General features: G+C 35.8%; 15 protein-coding genes. 3 read left to right on the plus strand and 12 right to left on the minus strand.

Translation table 11 applies throughout. From position 1 onward, the window contains the following. Positions 1 to 41 precede the first annotated feature (41 nt). Both LKE05_RS13500 and LKE05_RS13505 read right to left on the minus strand, forming a co-directional pair. Positions 42 to 242 (minus strand): hypothetical protein, encoded by a 201-nt coding sequence (locus LKE05_RS13500; protein ID WP_308457176.1) that lies wholly within the window; start codon positions 240 to 242, stop codon positions 42 to 44. 50 nt (positions 243 to 292) lie between these two features. After that, complete coding sequence (locus LKE05_RS13505; protein WP_308457177.1) at positions 293 to 1546, minus strand: rhamnogalacturonidase; 1254 nt, start codon at positions 1544 to 1546, stop codon at positions 293 to 295. A 201-nt stretch (positions 1547 to 1747) separates the two neighbouring features. Here LKE05_RS13505 and LKE05_RS13510 point away from each other — a divergent pair, with 201 nt between their 5' ends. The 3 genes from LKE05_RS13510 to LKE05_RS13520 all read left to right on the plus strand — a co-directional run bounded on the left by LKE05_RS13510 (position 1748) and on the right by LKE05_RS13520 (position 4096). Next, on the plus strand, positions 1748 to 2299 hold the full coding sequence (locus tag LKE05_RS13510; protein ID WP_308457178.1) for an RNA polymerase sigma factor: 552 nt from the start codon (positions 1748 to 1750) through the stop codon (positions 2297 to 2299). Continuing rightward, the gene (locus LKE05_RS13515; protein ID WP_308457179.1) at positions 2292 to 3800 is read left to right on the plus strand and encodes a DUF4179 domain-containing protein; all 1509 of its coding nucleotides are present in this window, start codon (positions 2292 to 2294) and stop codon (positions 3798 to 3800) included. Before LKE05_RS13510 ends, LKE05_RS13515 begins: the two co-directional genes overlap by 8 nt. Before the next feature lie 95 nt (positions 3801 to 3895). After that, positions 3896 to 4096: a hypothetical protein gene (locus LKE05_RS13520; protein ID WP_308457180.1), complete on the plus strand. Its 201-nt coding sequence runs from the start codon at positions 3896 to 3898 to the stop codon at positions 4094 to 4096. Positions 4097 to 4128: 32 nt separating this feature from the next. Here the strand turns inward: LKE05_RS13520 and LKE05_RS13525 are convergent, their stop codons facing one another. The 10 genes from LKE05_RS13525 to LKE05_RS13570 are packed head-to-tail and all read right to left on the minus strand — an operon-like array spanning position 4129 to position 19720. Further along, positions 4129 to 5505, minus strand: coding sequence for an SGNH/GDSL hydrolase family protein (locus LKE05_RS13525; RefSeq protein WP_308457190.1), 1377 nt, complete (start codon positions 5503 to 5505; stop codon positions 4129 to 4131). Continuing rightward, on the minus strand, positions 5438 to 7219 hold the full coding sequence (locus tag LKE05_RS13530; RefSeq protein WP_308457181.1) for an L-fucose isomerase: 1782 nt from the start codon (positions 7217 to 7219) through the stop codon (positions 5438 to 5440). The genes LKE05_RS13525 and LKE05_RS13530 overlap by 68 nt, the downstream gene beginning before the upstream one ends. A 30-nt stretch (positions 7220 to 7249) precedes the next feature. Continuing rightward, positions 7250 to 8404, minus strand: coding sequence for a serine hydrolase domain-containing protein (locus tag LKE05_RS13535; protein WP_308457182.1), 1155 nt, complete (start codon positions 8402 to 8404; stop codon positions 7250 to 7252). Between the two features lie 21 nt (positions 8405 to 8425). Next, complete coding sequence (locus LKE05_RS13540; protein WP_308457183.1) at positions 8426 to 10684, minus strand: GH36-type glycosyl hydrolase domain-containing protein; 2259 nt, start codon at positions 10682 to 10684, stop codon at positions 8426 to 8428. Then, positions 10677 to 11426 (minus strand): DUF4886 domain-containing protein, encoded by a 750-nt coding sequence (locus LKE05_RS13545; RefSeq protein ID WP_308457184.1) that lies wholly within the window; start codon positions 11424 to 11426, stop codon positions 10677 to 10679. The genes LKE05_RS13540 and LKE05_RS13545 overlap by 8 nt, the downstream gene beginning before the upstream one ends. 11 nt (positions 11427 to 11437) lie before the next feature. Next, on the minus strand, positions 11438 to 13399 hold the full coding sequence (locus LKE05_RS13550) for an alpha-amylase family protein (RefSeq protein ID WP_308457185.1): 1962 nt from the start codon (positions 13397 to 13399) through the stop codon (positions 11438 to 11440). Positions 13400 to 13427: 28 nt separating this feature from the next. After that, positions 13428 to 15194, minus strand: a complete 1767-nt coding sequence (locus LKE05_RS13555; protein WP_308457186.1) for an FAD-dependent oxidoreductase — start codon at positions 15192 to 15194, stop codon at positions 13428 to 13430. Continuing rightward, a complete protein-coding gene (locus tag LKE05_RS13560; RefSeq protein WP_308457187.1) occupies positions 15195 to 16919 on the minus strand; it encodes a heparinase II/III domain-containing protein in 1725 nt (574 codons plus the stop codon). Between the two features lie 3 nt (positions 16920 to 16922). Then, positions 16923 to 17588, minus strand: coding sequence for an SGNH/GDSL hydrolase family protein (locus LKE05_RS13565; protein ID WP_308457188.1), 666 nt, complete (start codon positions 17586 to 17588; stop codon positions 16923 to 16925). Positions 17589 to 17590: 2 nt separating this feature from the next. Continuing rightward, positions 17591 to 19720, minus strand: a complete 2130-nt coding sequence (locus tag LKE05_RS13570) for a glycosyl hydrolase family 28 protein (protein WP_308457189.1) — start codon at positions 19718 to 19720, stop codon at positions 17591 to 17593. Positions 19721 to 19843: the final 123 nt, after the last annotated feature.

Consider the following 19843-nt stretch of genomic DNA (forward strand, 5'->3'; position numbering starts at 1 on the left):
CAAAACTATATTTTGCCATGAAAAAACCGACCTCCCAATAGTTAGATTTTTGGTCTAACTTTTGGGGGTCGGTTCAATTTGCATTGTTTGCATATCTCTTTAAAATTTTCTTTTGCTTTATACTTTTTAGGTAAACTATTTAAAAACAAAGGATTTAGAACACAATCTACAACATCAACGCACTCCATCGGGTCTATCTTTTCATCAATTAGCGGGCACATCACTCTATCATCATATTCCATATCTGTTTAGTACCTCCAAATTTTCTGTTTTAATCAACCGAACAAATTTTTCATAAAGTAACCTTTACATTTTCAATTTTGACATTTCGTATTGCATTTTCATCAAAGCCGTTTACTTTTGCTTTAATCTGTAAATTTTCAAAAGTAAAATCTGACAATATATATTGACTTTCATCTGTCTTGACATCGAAAAACGTATTACACTCACATTCGCAATTTTTCATTACAACATTATCCGCATAAGAAAGCGGTATATCTTTCCTGTCTTTCAAATCGTAAAACTGCGTCCAAGGGTTTATGTTGATAAAGCTGTCAATTTTACCGTTTATATCTTCAACACTGATATATTCATAATGCTGAGGTGTATCGGGACGCATTTTAAGCCACAACAAATTTTTACCCTCTTTAATATTTATTCTTCTTAAAATTATATTTTTATTATGTACAGATTCCGAACCGCAAGTTAGGCAACCGTGACAGAAACCGTATGTACAATCTTCAATTAAAATACGTTCGTTAGAGCCGTTTTCGGGTAATTTATCCGCCCAAGGACCTTTTCCGCCTTTCAGTACCACCGAATCATCATTAACTTCAAGATAACAATTTTTAACCAAAACATCTGTACACACGTCTATATCAACAGCGTCTGTACTTGGTGCTTTAATCGGCTTTGCCGGTGAAAATATATTGCAGTTTATATACTTGACGTGATGACATTTGTATATATGAGTAGTCCAATAGTGCGAATTTTGCAAGTGCAAATCAGCTATTGTGACATTACTGCTGTTTGATATGTAAACAAGTCTTGGACGCTGCTCGTCCTTGTTGGTACAGTTGGGATTCCATTCACATCTCAGCCAAAACGCTCTCCACGATTTCAAACCGTTTCCGTCTATTGTACCTTTTCCGCACATTTTAAAACCGTCAACATTATCTGCATTAATCAATGCAGAAAAATACGGACACGTTTCACCCTCCATACGAGTTTGCATTATCGGATAATCGTAAATATCATCACTGCCCTTTAACACTCCGCCGTCCTCAATATAAAGATTTACCCCTTGTTTGAAAAACAACGCACCCGTAAGATATGTTCCTTTCGGAACTACAATCACTCCGCCGCCGTTTTCATATGCTCTGTCAATCAAATTCTGTATTTCTTTCGTATGTATCTTGTCGTCATCAAGGACATTGTTATCGGTTAATACATATTGCTTACCCAAATCACTTAATTCGGGTATATTTATATCGTAAAACCACTTATCTATAACAGTTCCGTCAGGGAAAATTTCTTGTTTGTCCATATTAATTCTCCTATTTTTTTATTTAATTATATCACGTTACTTTGCATTTTGCCATATGTTTTGCTTGTTTTTCACCTGCATAATATGATACAGTAAAATAAATTTTTATAATATTGAAACTTTTTATATATTTTTTGTGTATATAATAGCGTACACATCAAAAAATAGTGCTATTTTTTACAACGAGAGGAGGCTTATAATTTGATTGATGAACAAAAACTTTTACATAATCTAAAAAAGCGAAATCGTAACAGTTTAGACGACATTATAAAAATATACACGCCGTATGTAAGCGTGATTGTTTATAATACAGTCGGCTGTAAATTATCAAAAGAAGATATGGAAGAAATCGTTTCCGATACATTTTTTCTTTTATGGCAAAACTCTTTAAATATTGATGAAACCAAAGGCAATATGCGTTCATATTTAGCAACTATTGCCCGAAACACATCAAAGAATAAACTTCGCAAATATCATTCAAATGAAGTTCTGAATGAGCAAATTATATCAAGCGATTTAACACCTCAAGACAATATAATAAAAGCAGAAAACAGTCAATTTTTAACCGAACTGATTACATCACTCGGCGAGCCTGACAGTGAAATATTTTTCAGGTATTATTACTACAATGAAAAAATCAAAACAATTTCAAAAGCAATGAATATTTCCCTGTCGACAGTCAAAACAAAACTGTATCGCGGTAAACAAAAATTAAAAAACACTATTATAAAAAGGAGGGCTAATGATGAATAAACATTTAGCTAAATTACAAAAAGAATTAGATATTTCAGATACTCATAATATGCCGAGTACGGATATTATTCTGAAAAACGTAAACAACAAAATCAATGTTTCTCCTGAAGAAAGGAAGATTTATATGAAAAGAAAATATTTAAAAATAACATCAATCGCCGCCGTTATATGCGCACTTGCGGTTACAACCGCATTTGCGGCTGATTCAATCAGCGGTAAAATAGGCGAAATTATATCATATTTCCAAAATGACAATGCTGTCGAAATGACAAGCCTTGAACAGCTTGCAAATTTTAACGACTCAATCGGAAAAAGCATATCAAAGGACGGTTACACACTTACTCTCGACAACGTAGCCGCTGATGATAACTTTGTTCATGTATTTTATACAGTTACTTCTGAAAATGAGCCTTTTTACAATAGCTCTGACAATAACGCACCTATTTGGAGCAACAGTTTAAATGTTTCGGCAGACATTCGATGTGTTATAAACGGCAAGCTATCAGACGTAAGCAACAACAATCACGAAAGCGGATATTTTGTTGACCAACATACATATAAATGTGCGGAAAAATACAATGTGTCAGGATATAATATTCCGAATAAATTCAATCTTGAATTGTTTGCATTTATATCAAAAGCAGATACTTCCGAAGAAAATTTTCCTGTCGCATTTACCAAATTGTTGAACGGTCAATATGACGGTATAACCGATGACGATAAAAACTCAGTGTGGTACATTTCAACCGATATTGACAAATCAAAAGTCAAGGTTAGTAGTATAACAAAAGACATAAATTTAAAATTGCCTAATTCTGACGCTACTGTTGAAAAAGCCGTATTTTCACCATTCGGCAATCAGCTTGTGATTTCAACCCCATCAACAGGTGATCCTGATAATGTCATCGCAAATATTGACAGTTTTGCTTTGTATGACGAAAACGATACTTGCCTTGATATTTTAAACTCTGATTTAAGTGTAAATGGTGACGGAAGTTCACGAAATTCACTTGAATTTCTTAAAGCAAACAAGGATACAAAACAGTTAAAATTCGTACCTGTTAAATACTCATACAATACAGAAGATTTCGATACAATATTTAACAGTGTCGGAACATATCCTATTGAATACAAAATTAACGACTATGGCAAAGTGATTGTAACCGGTATCAGAATTACAGACGGTGAAATTGACATTGATTATTACAAAGACGGTTTTGTTCCATATGATCCTGCGTTTGTTCTTCAAAATGACAACGGCGAAAATGCAGAACCGGGTGATAAATTCAGCTCAACATTATACACCGATGTAAATTACGAAACTAACAGCTATACTGCAAGGTATGTATTTGAAGCATATGACGATAACGGTAAACTATTACCGATACCCGAAAGTTCAAAAGCAGACGCTCTAAAACAGCAATTTACAAAACTCGGTGTTGTTAAAACAGATTACTACACTCTTGATTTTGACAGTGCCGTAACAGTTAATCTAAAATAGTTAAAAAGGTGTCAAGCCCAAGTGAACATAATTCCAAAAAACTGATAATAAAAAAGAGCCTCCTATGGTAAAATGAAACCATAGGAGGCAATTTTATGTCAAGAAGCTATCGTCATATACAAGAATGTAACAAAGAAATTATTGAATTAAAGCATAACGGCTGTCCGGTTAGACAAATATGTGAAAAATATAAATTTAACAAAAATACTACTCTATATTATTCTGAATGTTCATTACAGAATACACGGCAAGAAAATAAGAGGGAGAGAAGAAATCTTATTAGGGGTAACAAGTAGACCGTATATTCTGAAATCAACAATCAGCTCCATCAATTATCACATATATCGGCAATAACACCGGCTAAAGCATCTCCCATCTGCTTATATCCTATTTCAGATGGATGCACCCAATTAGTTATATGTCGTTCAAAATGTTCTGAATATATATTACTTTTTATGTAATCACTCTGAAATCCATTCACTGTATCACATACAGCAAGCATAGGACATACAAAAATATTCTCGTTTCTGCGTCTGTCAAACAAGTCTGTAATTGCACTGCAAGCCATTTTTATACAATATTCATATTGTTTCGCACTGCTTTTACAACCAAGTTGTGTACCCCATGAATATTGATCGCCACCACATATAGGGAGATTTATGACAATTTTTATGTTATGATTATATTTATGTATCGCCTCTATCATATTATTAAGGTTGCATATAAATTTATTTAATTCATTGTCAAATTCAGAATAACTGCATATTTGAAATTCATTTGCACCGAATAAAATTGAAACAATATCAGGAGTCGGCATTGAATAACGCTCAATATATTTTGAAAAATCAAATTTGAACACCGGATTTTCACAAACAACATCATATATTCCTTTACTATAACGATACAGTTTATCATTATCGCAAATAACCATTCCGTCTTGTATTGGCGTTACAGATGTTCCTATATGACTGTAATCTGTATTTGTATTGAGCATATATTCATAAAATTTTTTATCCCCGTAATATTCTTTACCGTCAAATCCTTCAGGAAATAAGAACGGAGAAATTCCCCAACCGTCATCTGTATATTTTTCAAAATACGCACTGCAAGTCCAACCGCCTCTTCCTTCGTGATTTACATTATGACTGATATTTCTTAAACCTATCGTATTAATATTTTTTAGTTTATTCACAGTATGAGCAATATAAGTTTCAGCCATAGTCATACTGTCACCGATACAAAGCAAATTAACGGTCGGATATTCTTTTTTCTCAAATATTTGAACGCGGCAACTCTTTTCAGTGAGCAATTTGCCGTAATATCCATAAATTTTCAACGTAAGCAAAAAAGTATCGGCTATGTCATTAAACTCTTCCAACCGCCAACAATTACCAAGATTTTTGCCAAATTCACACTCAATCTGAACATCATATTCTTCAGAGTATGGATAAATAATATTTTTATAATATATCGAATACTGTTCAAAGTCTGTATGTATACTTTGATTTTTGACATCTCTTAAAACAGAAATTTTTTCAGGCAATATTATAATAGGCTTATCACAATGCATAATCATTTCATCCTTTTCTTCAATATATGTGATACGCGGCATAATGCCGCATATCACATTATAAAAATTATTTATACATAGGTCCGTAGTTTTTGCAAGCCGCATAATCTGCTGCTTGAGAATCTTCTGTACCAAAAGACGACCATACGTGTGGACGATATACCTTTTCATCAGCTACATTGTGCATTGTTACAGGGATTCTCAACATTGAGCAAAGGGTTATCAAATCAGCGCCAACGTGTCCGCCGATTGTCACGCCGTGATTAGCACCCCAATTAGCCATTACACTGTATACATCAGTAAATGCGCCCTTACCTGTAAGAATCGGAGCAAACCATGTTGTCGGCCATGTAGGGTCTGTACGTTTATCAAGTTTATTATGAATATCATCATCAAGATTGCAAGTATATCCTTCTGCTATCTGAATAACCGGTCCAATACCTTCAACGATATTTACTCTAAGCATTGTTACAGGCATTTCTGCTTTTGTTCTGAAGTGGCTTGAAAAACCGCCGCCTCTGAAATATTCATAATCTGCTCTGCACCAATCTGTTGCATCAATACAATTTTGAATATCTTCATCAGTCATATTCCACCATTCTTTTTGTGTACCGTTGCCGTTCTCGTCTTTTGCCGCACCTGTACAATCAAGTGCCGTTGCACCGGAATTAATGAGGTGAATAATGCCGTTAGCGGCTTTACCTGTAAGTTCTTTACCTGTTACACGTTTTACAGCGTCGGGTGACCAATATGTACGAACATCGTGGAATGCAGGTGCTTTACCTGTAACAAGTGTTGCCAAAAGCATCGAAATACCGTTTAATGTATCATTTTCGGTTGCAAACGGAGTAGGCATTTTTTTACCGTTCCAGTTGAATGACGATGCCATAATTGCCTCTGTAAAATCAGCGTTAGGCAGCCAATCTGTCCAGTGTCTTTGACCTTGGAAACCGCCTACTATTGCATTCTTTCCAAGTGCTTCTTCATGCCAACCAAGTTCGGCAAGTTTTGGATTTCCGTAAAGAATATCATTTACGATTAACGTAAACTTAGTGATGAATTCCCAATCCTTATCTGCCGGAACAACTTTCGATTTTGTAATAATGTCAGGCAAGTTTTTACCTGCATTTTTATCAAAGCCTTCTTTGCAGTTTTCTTTTATCCATTTATATGCTTTTTCATACTCATCTTTATCATATATACCAAGAGTAATTCTTCTCAATATTTCTGTTAAATCAACAAATTCAGCTCGTATACCAAGATACTTTTGCATAAATGACATATCGCAATATGAACCTGCAATACCCATTGCGACACTGCCAAGGTTCACATATGCTTTGTTCTTCATTTGACCGACCGCAACAGCACCTTTCGCCCAACGAATCATTTTTTCGGCAACATCTTCAGGAACTGTGTTATCATCAATGTCCTGCACATCGTGTCCGTACATTGAAAATGCAGGAAGTCCGCGTTGTGCAAATGCAGCCATTACTGCGGCAAGATAAACCGCACCGGGACGTTCCGTTCCGTTAAAGCCCCATACAGCTTTTACTGTATCCGAGTTTAGGTCCATTGTTTCTGAACCATAGCACCAGCATGGTGTTACAGCCAATGTTGCACATACATTTTGTGTTGAAAAATAATCGTTGCATTTAGCCGCCTCAGCGCCTGAACCTATTGTACAAGGTGAAATTACACATTCAACAGGTGTTCCGTCTTGATAATGCACATTACTTTCGATAAGTTCCTTAGCTGCATTTGCCATAGCCATTGTTTTTTCTTCAAGGCTTTCTCTGACGCCGCCCCAACGACCGTCTATTGTCGGTCTTATTCCTATTCTTGGTTTCATTTTTATTACTTCCTTTCTGTTTTTAATTAATTATAAGCATGAATATAATACATTTCTCAGCCTTGGCTGATAATATTCTTCTTGTGGGTTTAACATATGGTGTGCATAGAAAAGTGCAACTTTTTCTTCTGTATCGGCAATTATTGTTGCACCTGCCGCACCTCCCCAACCAATTTCACCGATTGAACTGTTTGAACCGCTTTCGGCTTTATCTATAAGCGTTCTTACACCTAATCCGTAACCGTAACCTCTAAGACGTCGCCAATTCATAGTTTTACGCTGTGCCTCATTTAATTGATTTGTTTTCATCAGTTTTACTGTGGCACTGCTAAGTATACGATTATTATTAAGTCCTGTTCCGCTATTTGCCAAAGCCGCCGCAAACTTAGCATAATCATCGACAGTCGTTATTATTCCTGCACCTCCGCTGTCATAATTCTCACCGAATACAAGTTCATTGCCGTATGCTCTTTTGACAACTCCGGTTGTATGTTCTTTTTGCTGAAGTTCTACAATGTTCTTCGTATCTTGTATTTCGTATATATATTGCGGAGATATTATAACATCGTTCGGTGTATGGTAATATGAATTATTCATATCCAACGGCTCAAATATATTTTTTTTCATATATTCCGAAAATCTCATTCCCGAAACTACTTCTGCCAATACCGCTAAAACATCGTGACAAAGGCTGTAATTCCATCTTGCACCCGGTTCAAATAAAAGCGGTTCTTCCGCAAGACATTTAATGACTGTTCTTGTATCCATTTTACCGTCGGTTAGCTTTCTTGCTTTTTCAAATGCAGGTGTGTTTGTAGCATATGACAAACCGGCCGTCATAGTAAACAAATCTCGAATTGTTATCGGATTTTCTGCCGCTTTTATTCTGTCACCGTCTTTTACATACATTTTTTTAAATTCAGGAAGATATTCATATAACGGATCAGACAACAAAAATTTTCCCTGTTCATACAGCTGAAGTGCCGCCGTTACCGTTGCCACCTTTGAACACGAATAAATATATAACTGCTCCTCACCCGTCTTTTTTATTTTTTTCTCAAGGTCAGAATATCCCGAACTGTATTCAAATACTTTCTTCCCGTCTTTATAAATAACGACACTGTTACCCGGAATAATCCATTCTGTCAGACTATCCATAAAGTTTTTCATATATTCAAAATTCATAGCGTCCTCCTGTTTTGTGTGTCAAATAACTACGTTCACGTTTTTATCATCGTCTTTGATAAAGATTTTTTCGTTCTTTGTTATTGTAATATTATATTTTTTTCCTCTGAAAACTCTTGTGACTTTCGCCGGAAGAAGTTCTTTCGGCAAACATGGGTCAATTTCAAGTCCGTCCCACTTTGCCCTTATTCCAAGCATATATTGTGTAACCGCAATATACATCCATGCCGCAGTTCCCGTAAGCCATGATACATTCGCCAAACCGAATTTATCACTTTCAGGTCCGAAAATATTTGACGCATAAACGTAAGGCTCTGCCTTATATCGCCACTCTCCGGCTTTTTTCTGCGCCACCATAGGCAATAACTGATGATAATATTTATAAGCTCTTTCAGGTCTTTTTAACATACATTCCGCTATGATTGCCCATGTATTTGCGTGACAGAATACACTTCCGTTTTCGCCGCAACCTTTATTGTAATAAGTTAATGGGTCTTCTTTTGACGGATAGTCCTTCATTGACGGATGAATTTTTTTAATACCTAAATCCGTATCAAGATATTCATTTACACTGTCCATTGCGGTTTGTCCGTTTTCACCCATGCCGCTTATAACAGACCAGCTTTGTGAATTAAGCCATATTTTTGCCTGTGGCTCTTTTTCACTTCCGATATACCTTCCGTCATCTGTGATACAACGAATATACCATTTTCCGTCCCATGCTTTCTCATTTACAAGTTTCTTTTGTGATTCATATATATCAAGATACTTCTGCTTATCTTCACCTTTAAGTTCAGCTAATTCCGCAATCATTCTAAGAACAGTACCGAACTGCATACCTGTCCATATACTTTCGCCTTTTCCCTCACGGCATACTTTATAAAGCATATCGTTCCAATCAGATGCAAGCATAAGCGGGAAACCGTTTTCACCGAGATTATTCATACAAAATTCAATAGATTTTTTAATATGTTCCCATACGGTAGCACTGCCGCCGTCATAAAAATCTATTACTTCATCAAGATAATCTAGTGTTCCCTCTTCCATAATGATATGATAGCACGTCATTACAAGCCATAAATGATTATCGCTGTGTATTCTTTTAACTGGTTCCCAGCCCTCTAACGGGAAACAATAATGATTGCAATGTCCATCCCGATATTGTTGTGTAAACAGTAAATTAAGTTTATTCTTTGCTCTGCGTAAGTTAAACGGAATCATTGCCAAAATATCTTGTGCGGTATCTCTTACTCCGACGCCTCGAAATGTGCCTGTTGCGTAATAGCTTATATTTCTTGAAAATTGAAAATTTCGTTCGGCTTGATAAGGATTCCATACATTAATCATAAGTTGAGTATCTTTATCCGGTAGTTCACACTGGAATTTACTCAAATAGTTATCCCACGATTCACACAACTTTTTATAAGAATTATCAACGAAATTCTTTTCTCTGCAATGATGTACACTTGCTTTTACTGCGTCCTCTGTCATAGCTGTTCCGAGAAAAATATTTACTTCTTTTTCTTCTCCTGCTTTCAAATCTAAATCTATTTGCAATGCAAAACACGGATCACCGCCGTAAAGAGTAGAATTTGTGCATTTTCCTTTTTCAACATTCTGCGGATTTTCTTCACTTCTGTACGAGCCTACAAATTCATCTCTGTCACAGTCAAATGCAGTTGTCGGTACATCTGTTGCAAAATATACCAAAGGTGTTTGGTCAGGTTTCGGTTGGTCCTCAACACCGTATTTATAAACTAAAATATCACCCATATTGTAAGCAGTTAATTGATGTTTGTTATAGCACTGCCATTGTAATTCACGCATAAATTCCATCATACCCAGTTCAACATACGGAAAAACAGTAATTTTGCGGTCAGAATTTGATTTTATCTTTAAATTCCATATAAGTGCATTTTCATATTCACCGACAAAATATGTACTTGTTATTTCAAGTCCATTCTTTTCAGCCTCAAATCTTGTATATCCCATACCGTGTGTGGAACTCCACTTATCAGGCTTTGACTTGCACGGTTCGTTTGTCGGACACCAAATATCGTCATTATCCTTGATATATGTATAAAATCCGCTTCTGTCGGTTGGTAAATGGAAGAAACGATAATGATTAATTCTCCATATTTGAGGAGATTTATAAAAAGCAACACCTCCGCCGGCTTGTGAAATCATTGTATGAAACGTACCGTTTGAAAGGTAATTCATCCATGGTGTAGGTGTATTATATTTGTCAAATGTTATTTCCCTGTCATTAAATTTATACATTTTTGTCTACCTTTCTATACATTTTTGCAGTCTCATTTGCACAATGTTGTGCAATAGTCATTTCACTGCAACTGACACTTTCATCAAATTCATTAAAAGTATTTCCAATACAGCTTTTGCCTGTCAACATCTCGTACCATATATATCCCAAAGCCAGTCTTCCTACGCCAAAAGAAGAATGAAATGTATCACGATGGATTTTCTCTATACCCGATTTTATAAGGTTCTGAAAAGTTTCACCGCTTGGGATAATTTCTACATTTCCGATATCCTTTGCGGCTTGTTCATATGCTGATTTTAAATCAGCAAACATTTCAATTTGATCTTTGTATTTCATTTCTTCATTAAGTCTTTTGCTGTTTTGCTCATATGCCCAAGTTTGATGTATCATAATTTTTGCTTTCGGTGCGTGAATATGTACATAATCGGCAATCGTATTCAGATACGGCTGATATGTGTTATAATCAACGCTAAGCGAACTGGCTTGTTGCAATGTTACAACATCCCAAATATCGCTTTGAAGAGCTTGTTTTATTGACACTTTTATGCCTGTTCTCACACCGTTAAATTCAAAATCATAATCCGCCGCGTCATTATGTATATTTGCATAATGTCTTGAAAGCGGACAACCGCCTATGAACAAATTAACCGTTTTCATATCCACACCGTCCGCTTTTGCTATTCCGTGTAAATAACGCATTGCGTCGTTTGAAAAACTGTTTCCTATAGCTAACACTTTCATTTTGTTTCCCCTCATTCAAACACAACCATCTGATGACACTCTATCTTATCTAATTTTACTGATATATAGCCATCATCATAAGTAAAATCTATATCTTCCTTTTGAGGTGCAAGATATACTTTGTTTATTTTCTTATCAGTTTTGATAGCTAATTCAACGTTGTATATCGGCAATATATCCTCGATTACTTCTATACCGTTTCCTCGTTTTACGGGACTTGCATATAGCAAATGACATATTAACCTGTCATTCTGTTTCATCAAAGTTACTATTCCTTGTGCAGGAAGATTTGTTTTTAAAGTCTTTGCGCTGTCAAGCAATCTGTCAAGAGCGAATATTGCCATTTGTTTCAAATGCAATTCGCCGCTTTGAGCATAATCGGCAAATATATTCCACGCAATATATATTCCGTCTTTGCCCTCTGTCATTCCCGCACCGCCGTATTCACAGCTGTTTGGAGTATGCTGATGTGAGCAGAAATGTGCTCTTGTACGGTTAAAATAAGGATTTTCTCTTATTCCGAGTTCGTTACCGATACAACGAATTTTCTCGCCGTTGCCGTACATTATATATCCGGTATCACCCATACCTTTTATTTTTTCTAAAGGTCTGAAATAATCCGGTTTATACGGATTTTCTTTTATCCGTTCAGCACCGAGATTAAGGCAAAATTCATTGCTGTTTTCATACAGTGCAGATTTACCTGTTGCAAGAACTTTTCCTCCGCAATCACAAAATTCTCTTAAACGTTTTGCAAAATCAATATCAGCGCGGATAACATCAGGCAAAATTATAACTTTGTATTTACTTAAATCCGACTCAAAGTCAATAACGTCAAACAAATATTTGCCCTCAAGCATAATACGGCATACACCGCTTCCCGAATCATCAACCTTTGTCATTTGCCCTGTACTCAAATCACCGACATATGCCTCAGGACTGATTATTGCAATATCTGCTACCGATTCAACATTATCAAGCCATTCTTCTTTTTCTTCCAATTCTGAATATGCAGAGCCTATCAAGTCGTATGTTACCATATCCATTTCACCGCTCGGTGAAAGTTGATCTCCTACAGAACATTTTGCACCGTTTGCGGCGGCAAGTGCCACTTCAAACCTAAGTGCATTAGGATGTTTAAAGCCGCCAAATTCGCCCCATGAGCCGTGGAATTTCCCTGTCATACCAAGATAATCGACTCCGAGTCCTTGACAATATCTTGCCGAAAAAGGAAAATGGTCATATCCCCAACCACCTGTCGGCAAGCTTTCAAGTTCCAAATGCGTGTTGTAATTCACAAGGTCACGTCTGCCTTGTCTTATATGTCCGCCATTATGAAAAAGCGATAAATTCGGTTTATACTTATCAACTGCCGCACGCGTTTTTTCTGCATAGCGTTTATATACCATTTCTGCGTGTTTTAGCACATCATTTTCATCATACGGATTTAGTCCCAATTCTTCTCGCTTTGCAATACAGTTTTGACAATAACACGGCTGAACACCAGCTATATCAAGGAATATTCCGTCTGCGTCATAGTTATTGCAAACTTCTTCAATTTGCTTTACAAGGTAATCCAAATACGGAGATGACATACACATTTTATGGTATCCCGGTTCTGTAAAATCTTTTGCCCAAGTAGTAGACTCATCAAGATTTCTTACAAGCCATTCAGGATGTCTGTGTGCCATTTTTTCGTCAAGACCTGCTGACAAATATATCGGAGTTTTAACGCCTATCTCGTGTGCCGCCTGTATTTGTGCTCCAAGTAAATCAAAATCCAAATGAGGATGTATTTCGTTTGCTTTTGACGGATGATATGCCCAACCGTGGTGACATTTTGAAAATAGTGTAATCGAATTTATATGTCCTTTTTTCAGTGCAGTCTGAAATTGTTTTTTATTAAACTTTTTGCCTATATCTTCAATATGTTCACTTGTATGAAAATCAAGATGTACCTGTCTGAATCTCAATTATTGTCAGCTCCTTTCGTGCCATATATTATCTCAAATCTATTGAATAAATATCTGCGATTTCGTTTCCGTTGGTTGATGTTAAAGTAAAACGAATTGCTTTTGTGGTTTTTCCGATTTTGATTTTTACAAGACGTTGATGATTTTCCTTTATCCCGTCAATTTCTTGCCACTTATCATCAGCGTTTTTAATTTCTATTTTCATATTTTTAACAAGAGTTTTCGGTACGTTAAGTGCCGGAGCATTTTTATGTACATTACAGGTATTCATTTTCTCGGGAATATATTTTCCCGCACCTGTTGTTTCTCTGTTAAGGTCGCTGTTAAATACAAATCTAACTTCATTTATTGCCTTTTCACTGTCAAATGAAAATGTTACAGTATCACCGATTTTACCGCTCCAACAATTTTTATCATCACCGTAATGTCTTTCAATACCGTTTAAAAGCAATTCGGCATCTTCGCCTGTTGATGTAATTGTTGCACTTTTTGTAAGTTCTGAAATCTTTGTTTTGCAGTAAGGCAACCAACAATCATCATCCATAAGCATTTGTTGCAGCTCGCAAATATATTTTTCAGAAATTTCTCTCGGTGTTACACCGTTTTTTATCGCTATTGCCGACGCAGTTCCGACCGCTTGTCCAAGCAATGCACAAGTAGCCATAACTCTTGATGCGCTCATTGCAGTATGCGTAACACTGATATTTCTGCCTGCAAAATAAAGATTTTCGATATTAACCGAATATAAACATCTGTAAGGTATTCCAAACGGTGAAGGTGCGGGATGAAATATATTAGGCTTATCCTTAGTGTTTATCCCTGCGGGATTGTGGTCATCCATTGTCCAACCGCCGTATGCTGCAATATCATCAAAATGACCTCCGTCTCTGACATCGTTTTGATTCATTATATAATCTCCGACATATCTGCGACTTTCACGTTTTCCCGGAAGAAATCCGACAAATTCAAGTTCCCAGTTATCAGCATTATATTCACCGCTGTTTTTCACAAAATCCCATATACCGTATGCGACGCTTATAAGCTCATCACGAAGTTTTTCTGTGTCGTGAATAGTGTCACCTTCACCGCCGAGTTCCATATACCAAAAATTTTCTTCGGGGTCATTCATATCGGGCAAACGATACGGTAAGTCTTCTTTCGTAAACTTTCTTGCCCAAGACGGAGCAATAAATTTGTGCTTTTTATCTGTTTCCCTTGCCTGAATAAGACACGATAATCCCATTGTTTTCTTATCGGCTTGCTCAGGCGCTATGCTTTCGCCGAACTCATTTCGACTTTCACGTCCCCAACGATATTCTGCACCCGAAAGAGGTGCGAGAATGCTGTCACCCGAACAATCAGCAAACAATTTTGCTTCAATTATATGATAACATTGCGTTGTAGTTTGCCAACCGATAACTTTTTTTATTTTTGAACCGTCCATTTCTATATCATTGCATGAACAATTCAAAATCGGCGTTATATTTTTTTCATTATTGATAAGTTCAAACAGTATAGCGTCCCACATCGGATAACGTCTGTAAGGATTTCTGTACAGGGTTTCAAGTGCAATTTCCTCAATAATGCCTGTTTCTCTGTTGTTTTTACCGTGTGCACCGCACACCCACATTCTGATTTCGCTTGACGCATTGCCGCCATATACAGGGCGGTCATGCATAAGTGCAACCTTTATTCCGTGACGTGCCGCCGCAACTGCCGCACACATACCGGCAAGTCCGCCGCCTACAACACACAAATCAACTTTGTGATAAATACTTTTAAGGTTTGTATTCATTTATTTTCGCTCCTTCCAAGTATTTTTTATGTTAAATTCAAACTTTGTTTCAACCGTTTTTGTTTTAACAATATGTTTCAAATCCACTGTATAGACTGTTTTTTGCTTATTATAATTTGACGCATATGTTACTTCGTTTATTTTACATTCAAAATCAGAAACATTGTAACACATCTCTGTATTTCCGATTTTTAAACCGTTTTCACATTCAGTAGGTTTAACATCAAAAACAAAATGCTCCGTAACATCATTTTTATCTGTGTCAAATGCGAATTTATCGTTTAAAACAATTTTATCATCATAAAATTCAAATTTTCGTGTTAATTCTTTTAATGAGCAATCATTGTAAGCATCTTTACAATCTATTATAAGTTCATTTTCTGTGGCTTTCACAATATTTCCGCGATATTCTTCACCTTCTTGCTGTACAATTCCGTTTACTACAGGCACACTGTGTGCCAATGCCGACGGCGGAAAATATTTATATCTTTTTGAACTGAAATAGTCCGACGTATATTCGCCTCTGCCGGGGTCTGTTACTATTTTATCACCACCGACATTTAACAAAAATACGCCTATATCGTTATGATTATGTGATTCTTTATTATCTCCCGCTTTTGCGGCAAATTCATAATTACTTGTTCTTTTTATATACCAACCTGCATTTTTAAAATAATAAAAACCATTTTCTGATTCTGTTTGTACTTTAATGTTATTTTTTCGCCATGCAAAATCTCTGATAAGATGAGCAAATCTGTAACAACCATCACCGTCAAATTCAAGCGAGCAGTTATCATCATGTACTGCTATTTGGCTGTATTTTTGTTTTAAAAAGTGTATTAAACCGCTTCTTTGCGTAAACTTATCTCCGCAATCGGAAAATGTGACTGTATTATTATTTTTAAACCATAATTTTTGCGGAAATACTGCGATATTTTCAACTTTTTTATTATCGAAAAGATTATCTTTTCCGTCACTGTACTGATACAATAACTGTGCGAAGTATGTAAAATACCCAAAGCCGTATGCCCAATAATTTATTCCCTCTACACACGCACCGTCATCACCAAAACCTTTTAGATAATATTCCAAAGTTTCCTTTATTCGCGGTAAGACTGTTTGAATTTCCTCATCAGTTCCGAAGTATAAAAATGCACTTCCGACACTTCCGGCACATACGGCAGACCAGTTATTCTCTAAACAATCCCAACTGTTTTTTCTGCCTGATAAATAAGGTTTTAAGACACGTCTGTAAACTTCATATTTAATTCTTTCGACTATGGTTTTATCAAGCTTATCGCTTAATATATGCGAAATTTCAGCCAATGCAAATGCCGTTTCAGACGCAAATAAATCAATATGCGTTATACAATTTTCAATATCGGTATTTTGCGGAATATGTGCCGGCAAAGCCCAAGTAAATTCATCAAGAATTGACCATATAATATCTTGCAAGCATAAGCGGTATTTTTCATCATCATATAAAATATTTAGTATTGCAAAGTCGTTCAATCGTCTTCTATGTAAAAAATACTCATATTCATATTCTTTTCGACTGCCTGTAACATAAAACTTTTTAAAAGATGTATATGTCAATGCGGCTATGTCTTTATTTGCAAATTTTTCTGAATCCGACTTTATTCTCTCAACCTGTTGTTTCAAAAATATATCGTTTTTTACGTTTTCTTTTATGTTTTTATTCTCTGTAAAAAGTCTGTTTGTCATTTTCTACTCCTCAATAAAACCTGCTTTTGTCACGCATTCAAGCCATGCACGAGCCATTATTTCATGTCCCGCATTTGTCGCATGAATACAATCGACTGACCAATGTTCTGGAGGTGCAATTTTTAATGCCTCTTGAAATTTTTCAAAATACGGTACAAACACTGCATTATACTTATCAGCAAGTTCCTTTACTATCTGACGACGCTCCGTGAGTTGTCCGTTCCAAACGTCCCAATCTCTGACTATATCACGACCTAGTTCGGGAGTATTATTTGTAATCTTAAATAGAAACGGTTCTCCAAGCACCAATTTTAAATCTTTATTCTTCTCTAATGCCTCATTTATCATTAACTCATATATAAACTTAAATTTCTTTGCGTCCGCACCTTGATTCATACGTATTGCAAAGCCAATATCATTCACTCCGCTTAAAATACTTAAAATATTACAATCAATATTTAATGCTTCCTCAATCCAGCGACTGTATGTATCGGCAATACGACTGCCGTTATACGCTTTATTCCATACTACAGTATCGGGATAATCGCATAAAAGCTTTGACGCAATCAGATTAACATAGCCGTAACCGTATGCTTGAACAGGATTATGACCTGTTTTATCTCTTCCGCAATCTGTAAGTGAATCACCTTGAAACAATATCTTTAACATAACTATTTCCCCTCTTTTATTCTGATTTTTCCGTACATATGTGCTGTTTTGTCCGGCATTGTAGAATGAAATAATGTGTATGGGTATCTAAGCATACTCGTTTCTTCAACTTTTGCCTCAAGTTCCATAAGAAAACTGTCTGTATTTTTACTGATACCTAATTTTTCAAAAGTTAATTTTACTGTTTCGCCTTTTTTTAGTTTAAACGGCGTTTTTACTATTTCTTTAACTTTCGGTTCATTTTTGAAAACATATGTAATTTCAGCCGGGCATCTAAGTTGCGGTGCCGGTACAAGTTCATTGCCTTTTTTCAAAAGTGCATATATTTCGCCGAAGTCTGTTTCCTCTGCCGAAAACATAACTTCGCCCTCTGCACTCGGTACAGGCATTGCAGTGTACAATAAAAATTCAGTTGTCTTTTCAGAGTCGTTCATTATGATAAGCTCACTGTCTTTCACCGCAATTCTTACTTCCGCACATTTTGTATTATAGTAATTTACAAATTGATATTTCGGACAATCGTTTATATTTTCCGACACAATCATAGGCAATTCCGAATACAGGAATGTATTTTCTATCTCATTCTTATTGTTTTTTAAATAAAAAACATATTTACCCGCTTGCAATTTCAAATTAAATTCGTATGATTGGCTTTCATTCGGGTCGATGTTGTATTCAAACGACTGCTCTTTTTCGGTATTCTTTGGCGATATTGCAAATGCAGCCGTTCCATTCATCGCCACATCACTTTTATTGTGAAGTATTACTTTGACGGTTCCTTTATAAAATCCGTTATCTGGTTTAAAATCATCTTGCACTACTATTTCAGACTCAAGAACTGTTCTTTCATTTTTCAAATTATCCGCCGTAACTGAAATTCCGTCTACGAATTCATATATATTAAGTCCGAGTTCTTTTGGAGTCAGTGCATATTTTCCGTTTATATTAATGTTGTGAAAATTTACATTTCGGATATTGTGTTTTTCGCTAAATCCCTCAATTCTTGAATTAGATAGCAATATATCGTTATTATCAGTTCCTAAATATTTGATATTTGAAAAAGTAATATTTCGTATATCGCCCATTTTATTATCTCTGTTCCATACAGAGTCTGCAATACGAATATCAAATAATTGTGCGCCGGGAGTATCTTCGATTCGGATATTATCAAATACAATATCCGATACTTCCGCGTGATCGCCGTGATGAATACCCATAAGCGGATAACCTGTATCAGAATGAATTATATCTATATTCTCAAATTTTATATTCCTCACTTTGTCTGCTCTGAGTTCAACGCCTACTTCCATAGGTCTTGCAAAATCATTCCATAATACAGAATTTTTAAATATAATATTTTCACAGTTTCCGGTACCCAGTGCTTTTACAACAAACGAATCATCCCATACTCTCGTGAAAATATCTGACACGGTAACATTTCTTGAACCGCAAATATCAATACCGTCGGAATTTCCTCTGCACCCAAATATTTTGACATCTGAAATATTTACATCATCACAACCTGTAATTCTCATACTCCAGTCATTACTGTCATCAATTATAATGCCTTTTATCGTAACATTCTTACAGTTTATTATATCGATACTTCGTGCAAAGTTTTTTCGCATTTCGTATGTATAACGTTCCATACATACTCTGCCTCTGCCGCAAATAGTTATGTTATTGCAATTCTTTGCGACTATATTGCCGTAAAGTGTTGCTCCTTCTTCAATATACACTGTGGTGTTATCTTTTTCAATAAGTAATGTTCCTGTTTTATACTCACCTTGTGTGATTTTTATATAATTATGTGTCGGACCGATAAATTCTTCCTTGTATGCAAAAATCATAAGGTTATTATTACTGCTGCCATTTATTTCGACTGATAATTTAACAGGACGGTCCACCGACAATATTATCTTTCCAAAACTTATCTCAAACGATATACCTGCACTTAACGGACGTATAACTGCCGATTTTATTTCTGTTTCAGACTCAATTACTATTTCTTCTCGGTCATCTACATTAAACATTACATATTCCATATGCTCAGTAAAGTTATATGGTTTGGGATAAACTTTGCAACTACGAACTCTAAGCAATTCACCATTTTTTAAAACCTTGTAATTCATTTTGCTTTTCCTTCCTGTTTAAATAATATATAAAAGAGGGGACATCTTGAACCGACCCCCAAAAGTTAGACCAAAAATCTAACTATTGGGAGGTCGGTTTTTTCATGGCAAAATATAGTTTTG

It is taken from the genome of Hominilimicola fabiformis, assembly GCF_020687385.1.
GTDB lineage: Bacteria > Bacillota > Clostridia > UBA1381 > UBA1381 > Hominilimicola > Hominilimicola fabiformis.

Excerpts from the sequence above, each read along its gene's own strand:
- LKE05_RS13500 (WP_308457176.1), bottom strand. The coding sequence starts at position 242 with ATGGAATATGATGATAGAGTGATGTGCCCGCTAATTGATGAAAAGATA.
- LKE05_RS13505 (WP_308457177.1), bottom strand. The coding sequence starts at position 1,546 with ATGGACAAACAAGAAATTTTCCCTGACGGAACTGTTATAGATAAGTGG.
- LKE05_RS13515 (WP_308457179.1), top strand. The coding sequence starts at position 2,292 with ATGAATAAACATTTAGCTAAATTACAAAAAGAATTAGATATTTCAGAT.
- LKE05_RS13520 (WP_308457180.1), top strand. The coding sequence starts at position 3,896 with ATGTCAAGAAGCTATCGTCATATACAAGAATGTAACAAAGAAATTATT.
- LKE05_RS13530 (WP_308457181.1), bottom strand. The coding sequence starts at position 7,219 with ATGAAACCAAGAATAGGAATAAGACCGACAATAGACGGTCGTTGGGGC.
- LKE05_RS13535 (WP_308457182.1), bottom strand. The coding sequence starts at position 8,404 with ATGAATTTTGAATATATGAAAAACTTTATGGATAGTCTGACAGAATGG.
- LKE05_RS13540 (WP_308457183.1), bottom strand. The coding sequence starts at position 10,684 with ATGTATAAATTTAATGACAGGGAAATAACATTTGACAAATATAATACA.
- LKE05_RS13545 (WP_308457184.1), bottom strand. The coding sequence starts at position 11,426 with ATGAAAGTGTTAGCTATAGGAAACAGTTTTTCAAACGACGCAATGCGT.
- LKE05_RS13555 (WP_308457186.1), bottom strand. The coding sequence starts at position 15,194 with ATGAATACAAACCTTAAAAGTATTTATCACAAAGTTGATTTGTGTGTT.
- LKE05_RS13560 (WP_308457187.1), bottom strand. The coding sequence starts at position 16,919 with ATGACAAACAGACTTTTTACAGAGAATAAAAACATAAAAGAAAACGTA.
- LKE05_RS13565 (WP_308457188.1), bottom strand. The coding sequence starts at position 17,588 with ATGTTAAAGATATTGTTTCAAGGTGATTCACTTACAGATTGCGGAAGA.
- LKE05_RS13570 (WP_308457189.1), bottom strand. The coding sequence starts at position 19,720 with ATGAATTACAAGGTTTTAAAAAATGGTGAATTGCTTAGAGTTCGTAGT.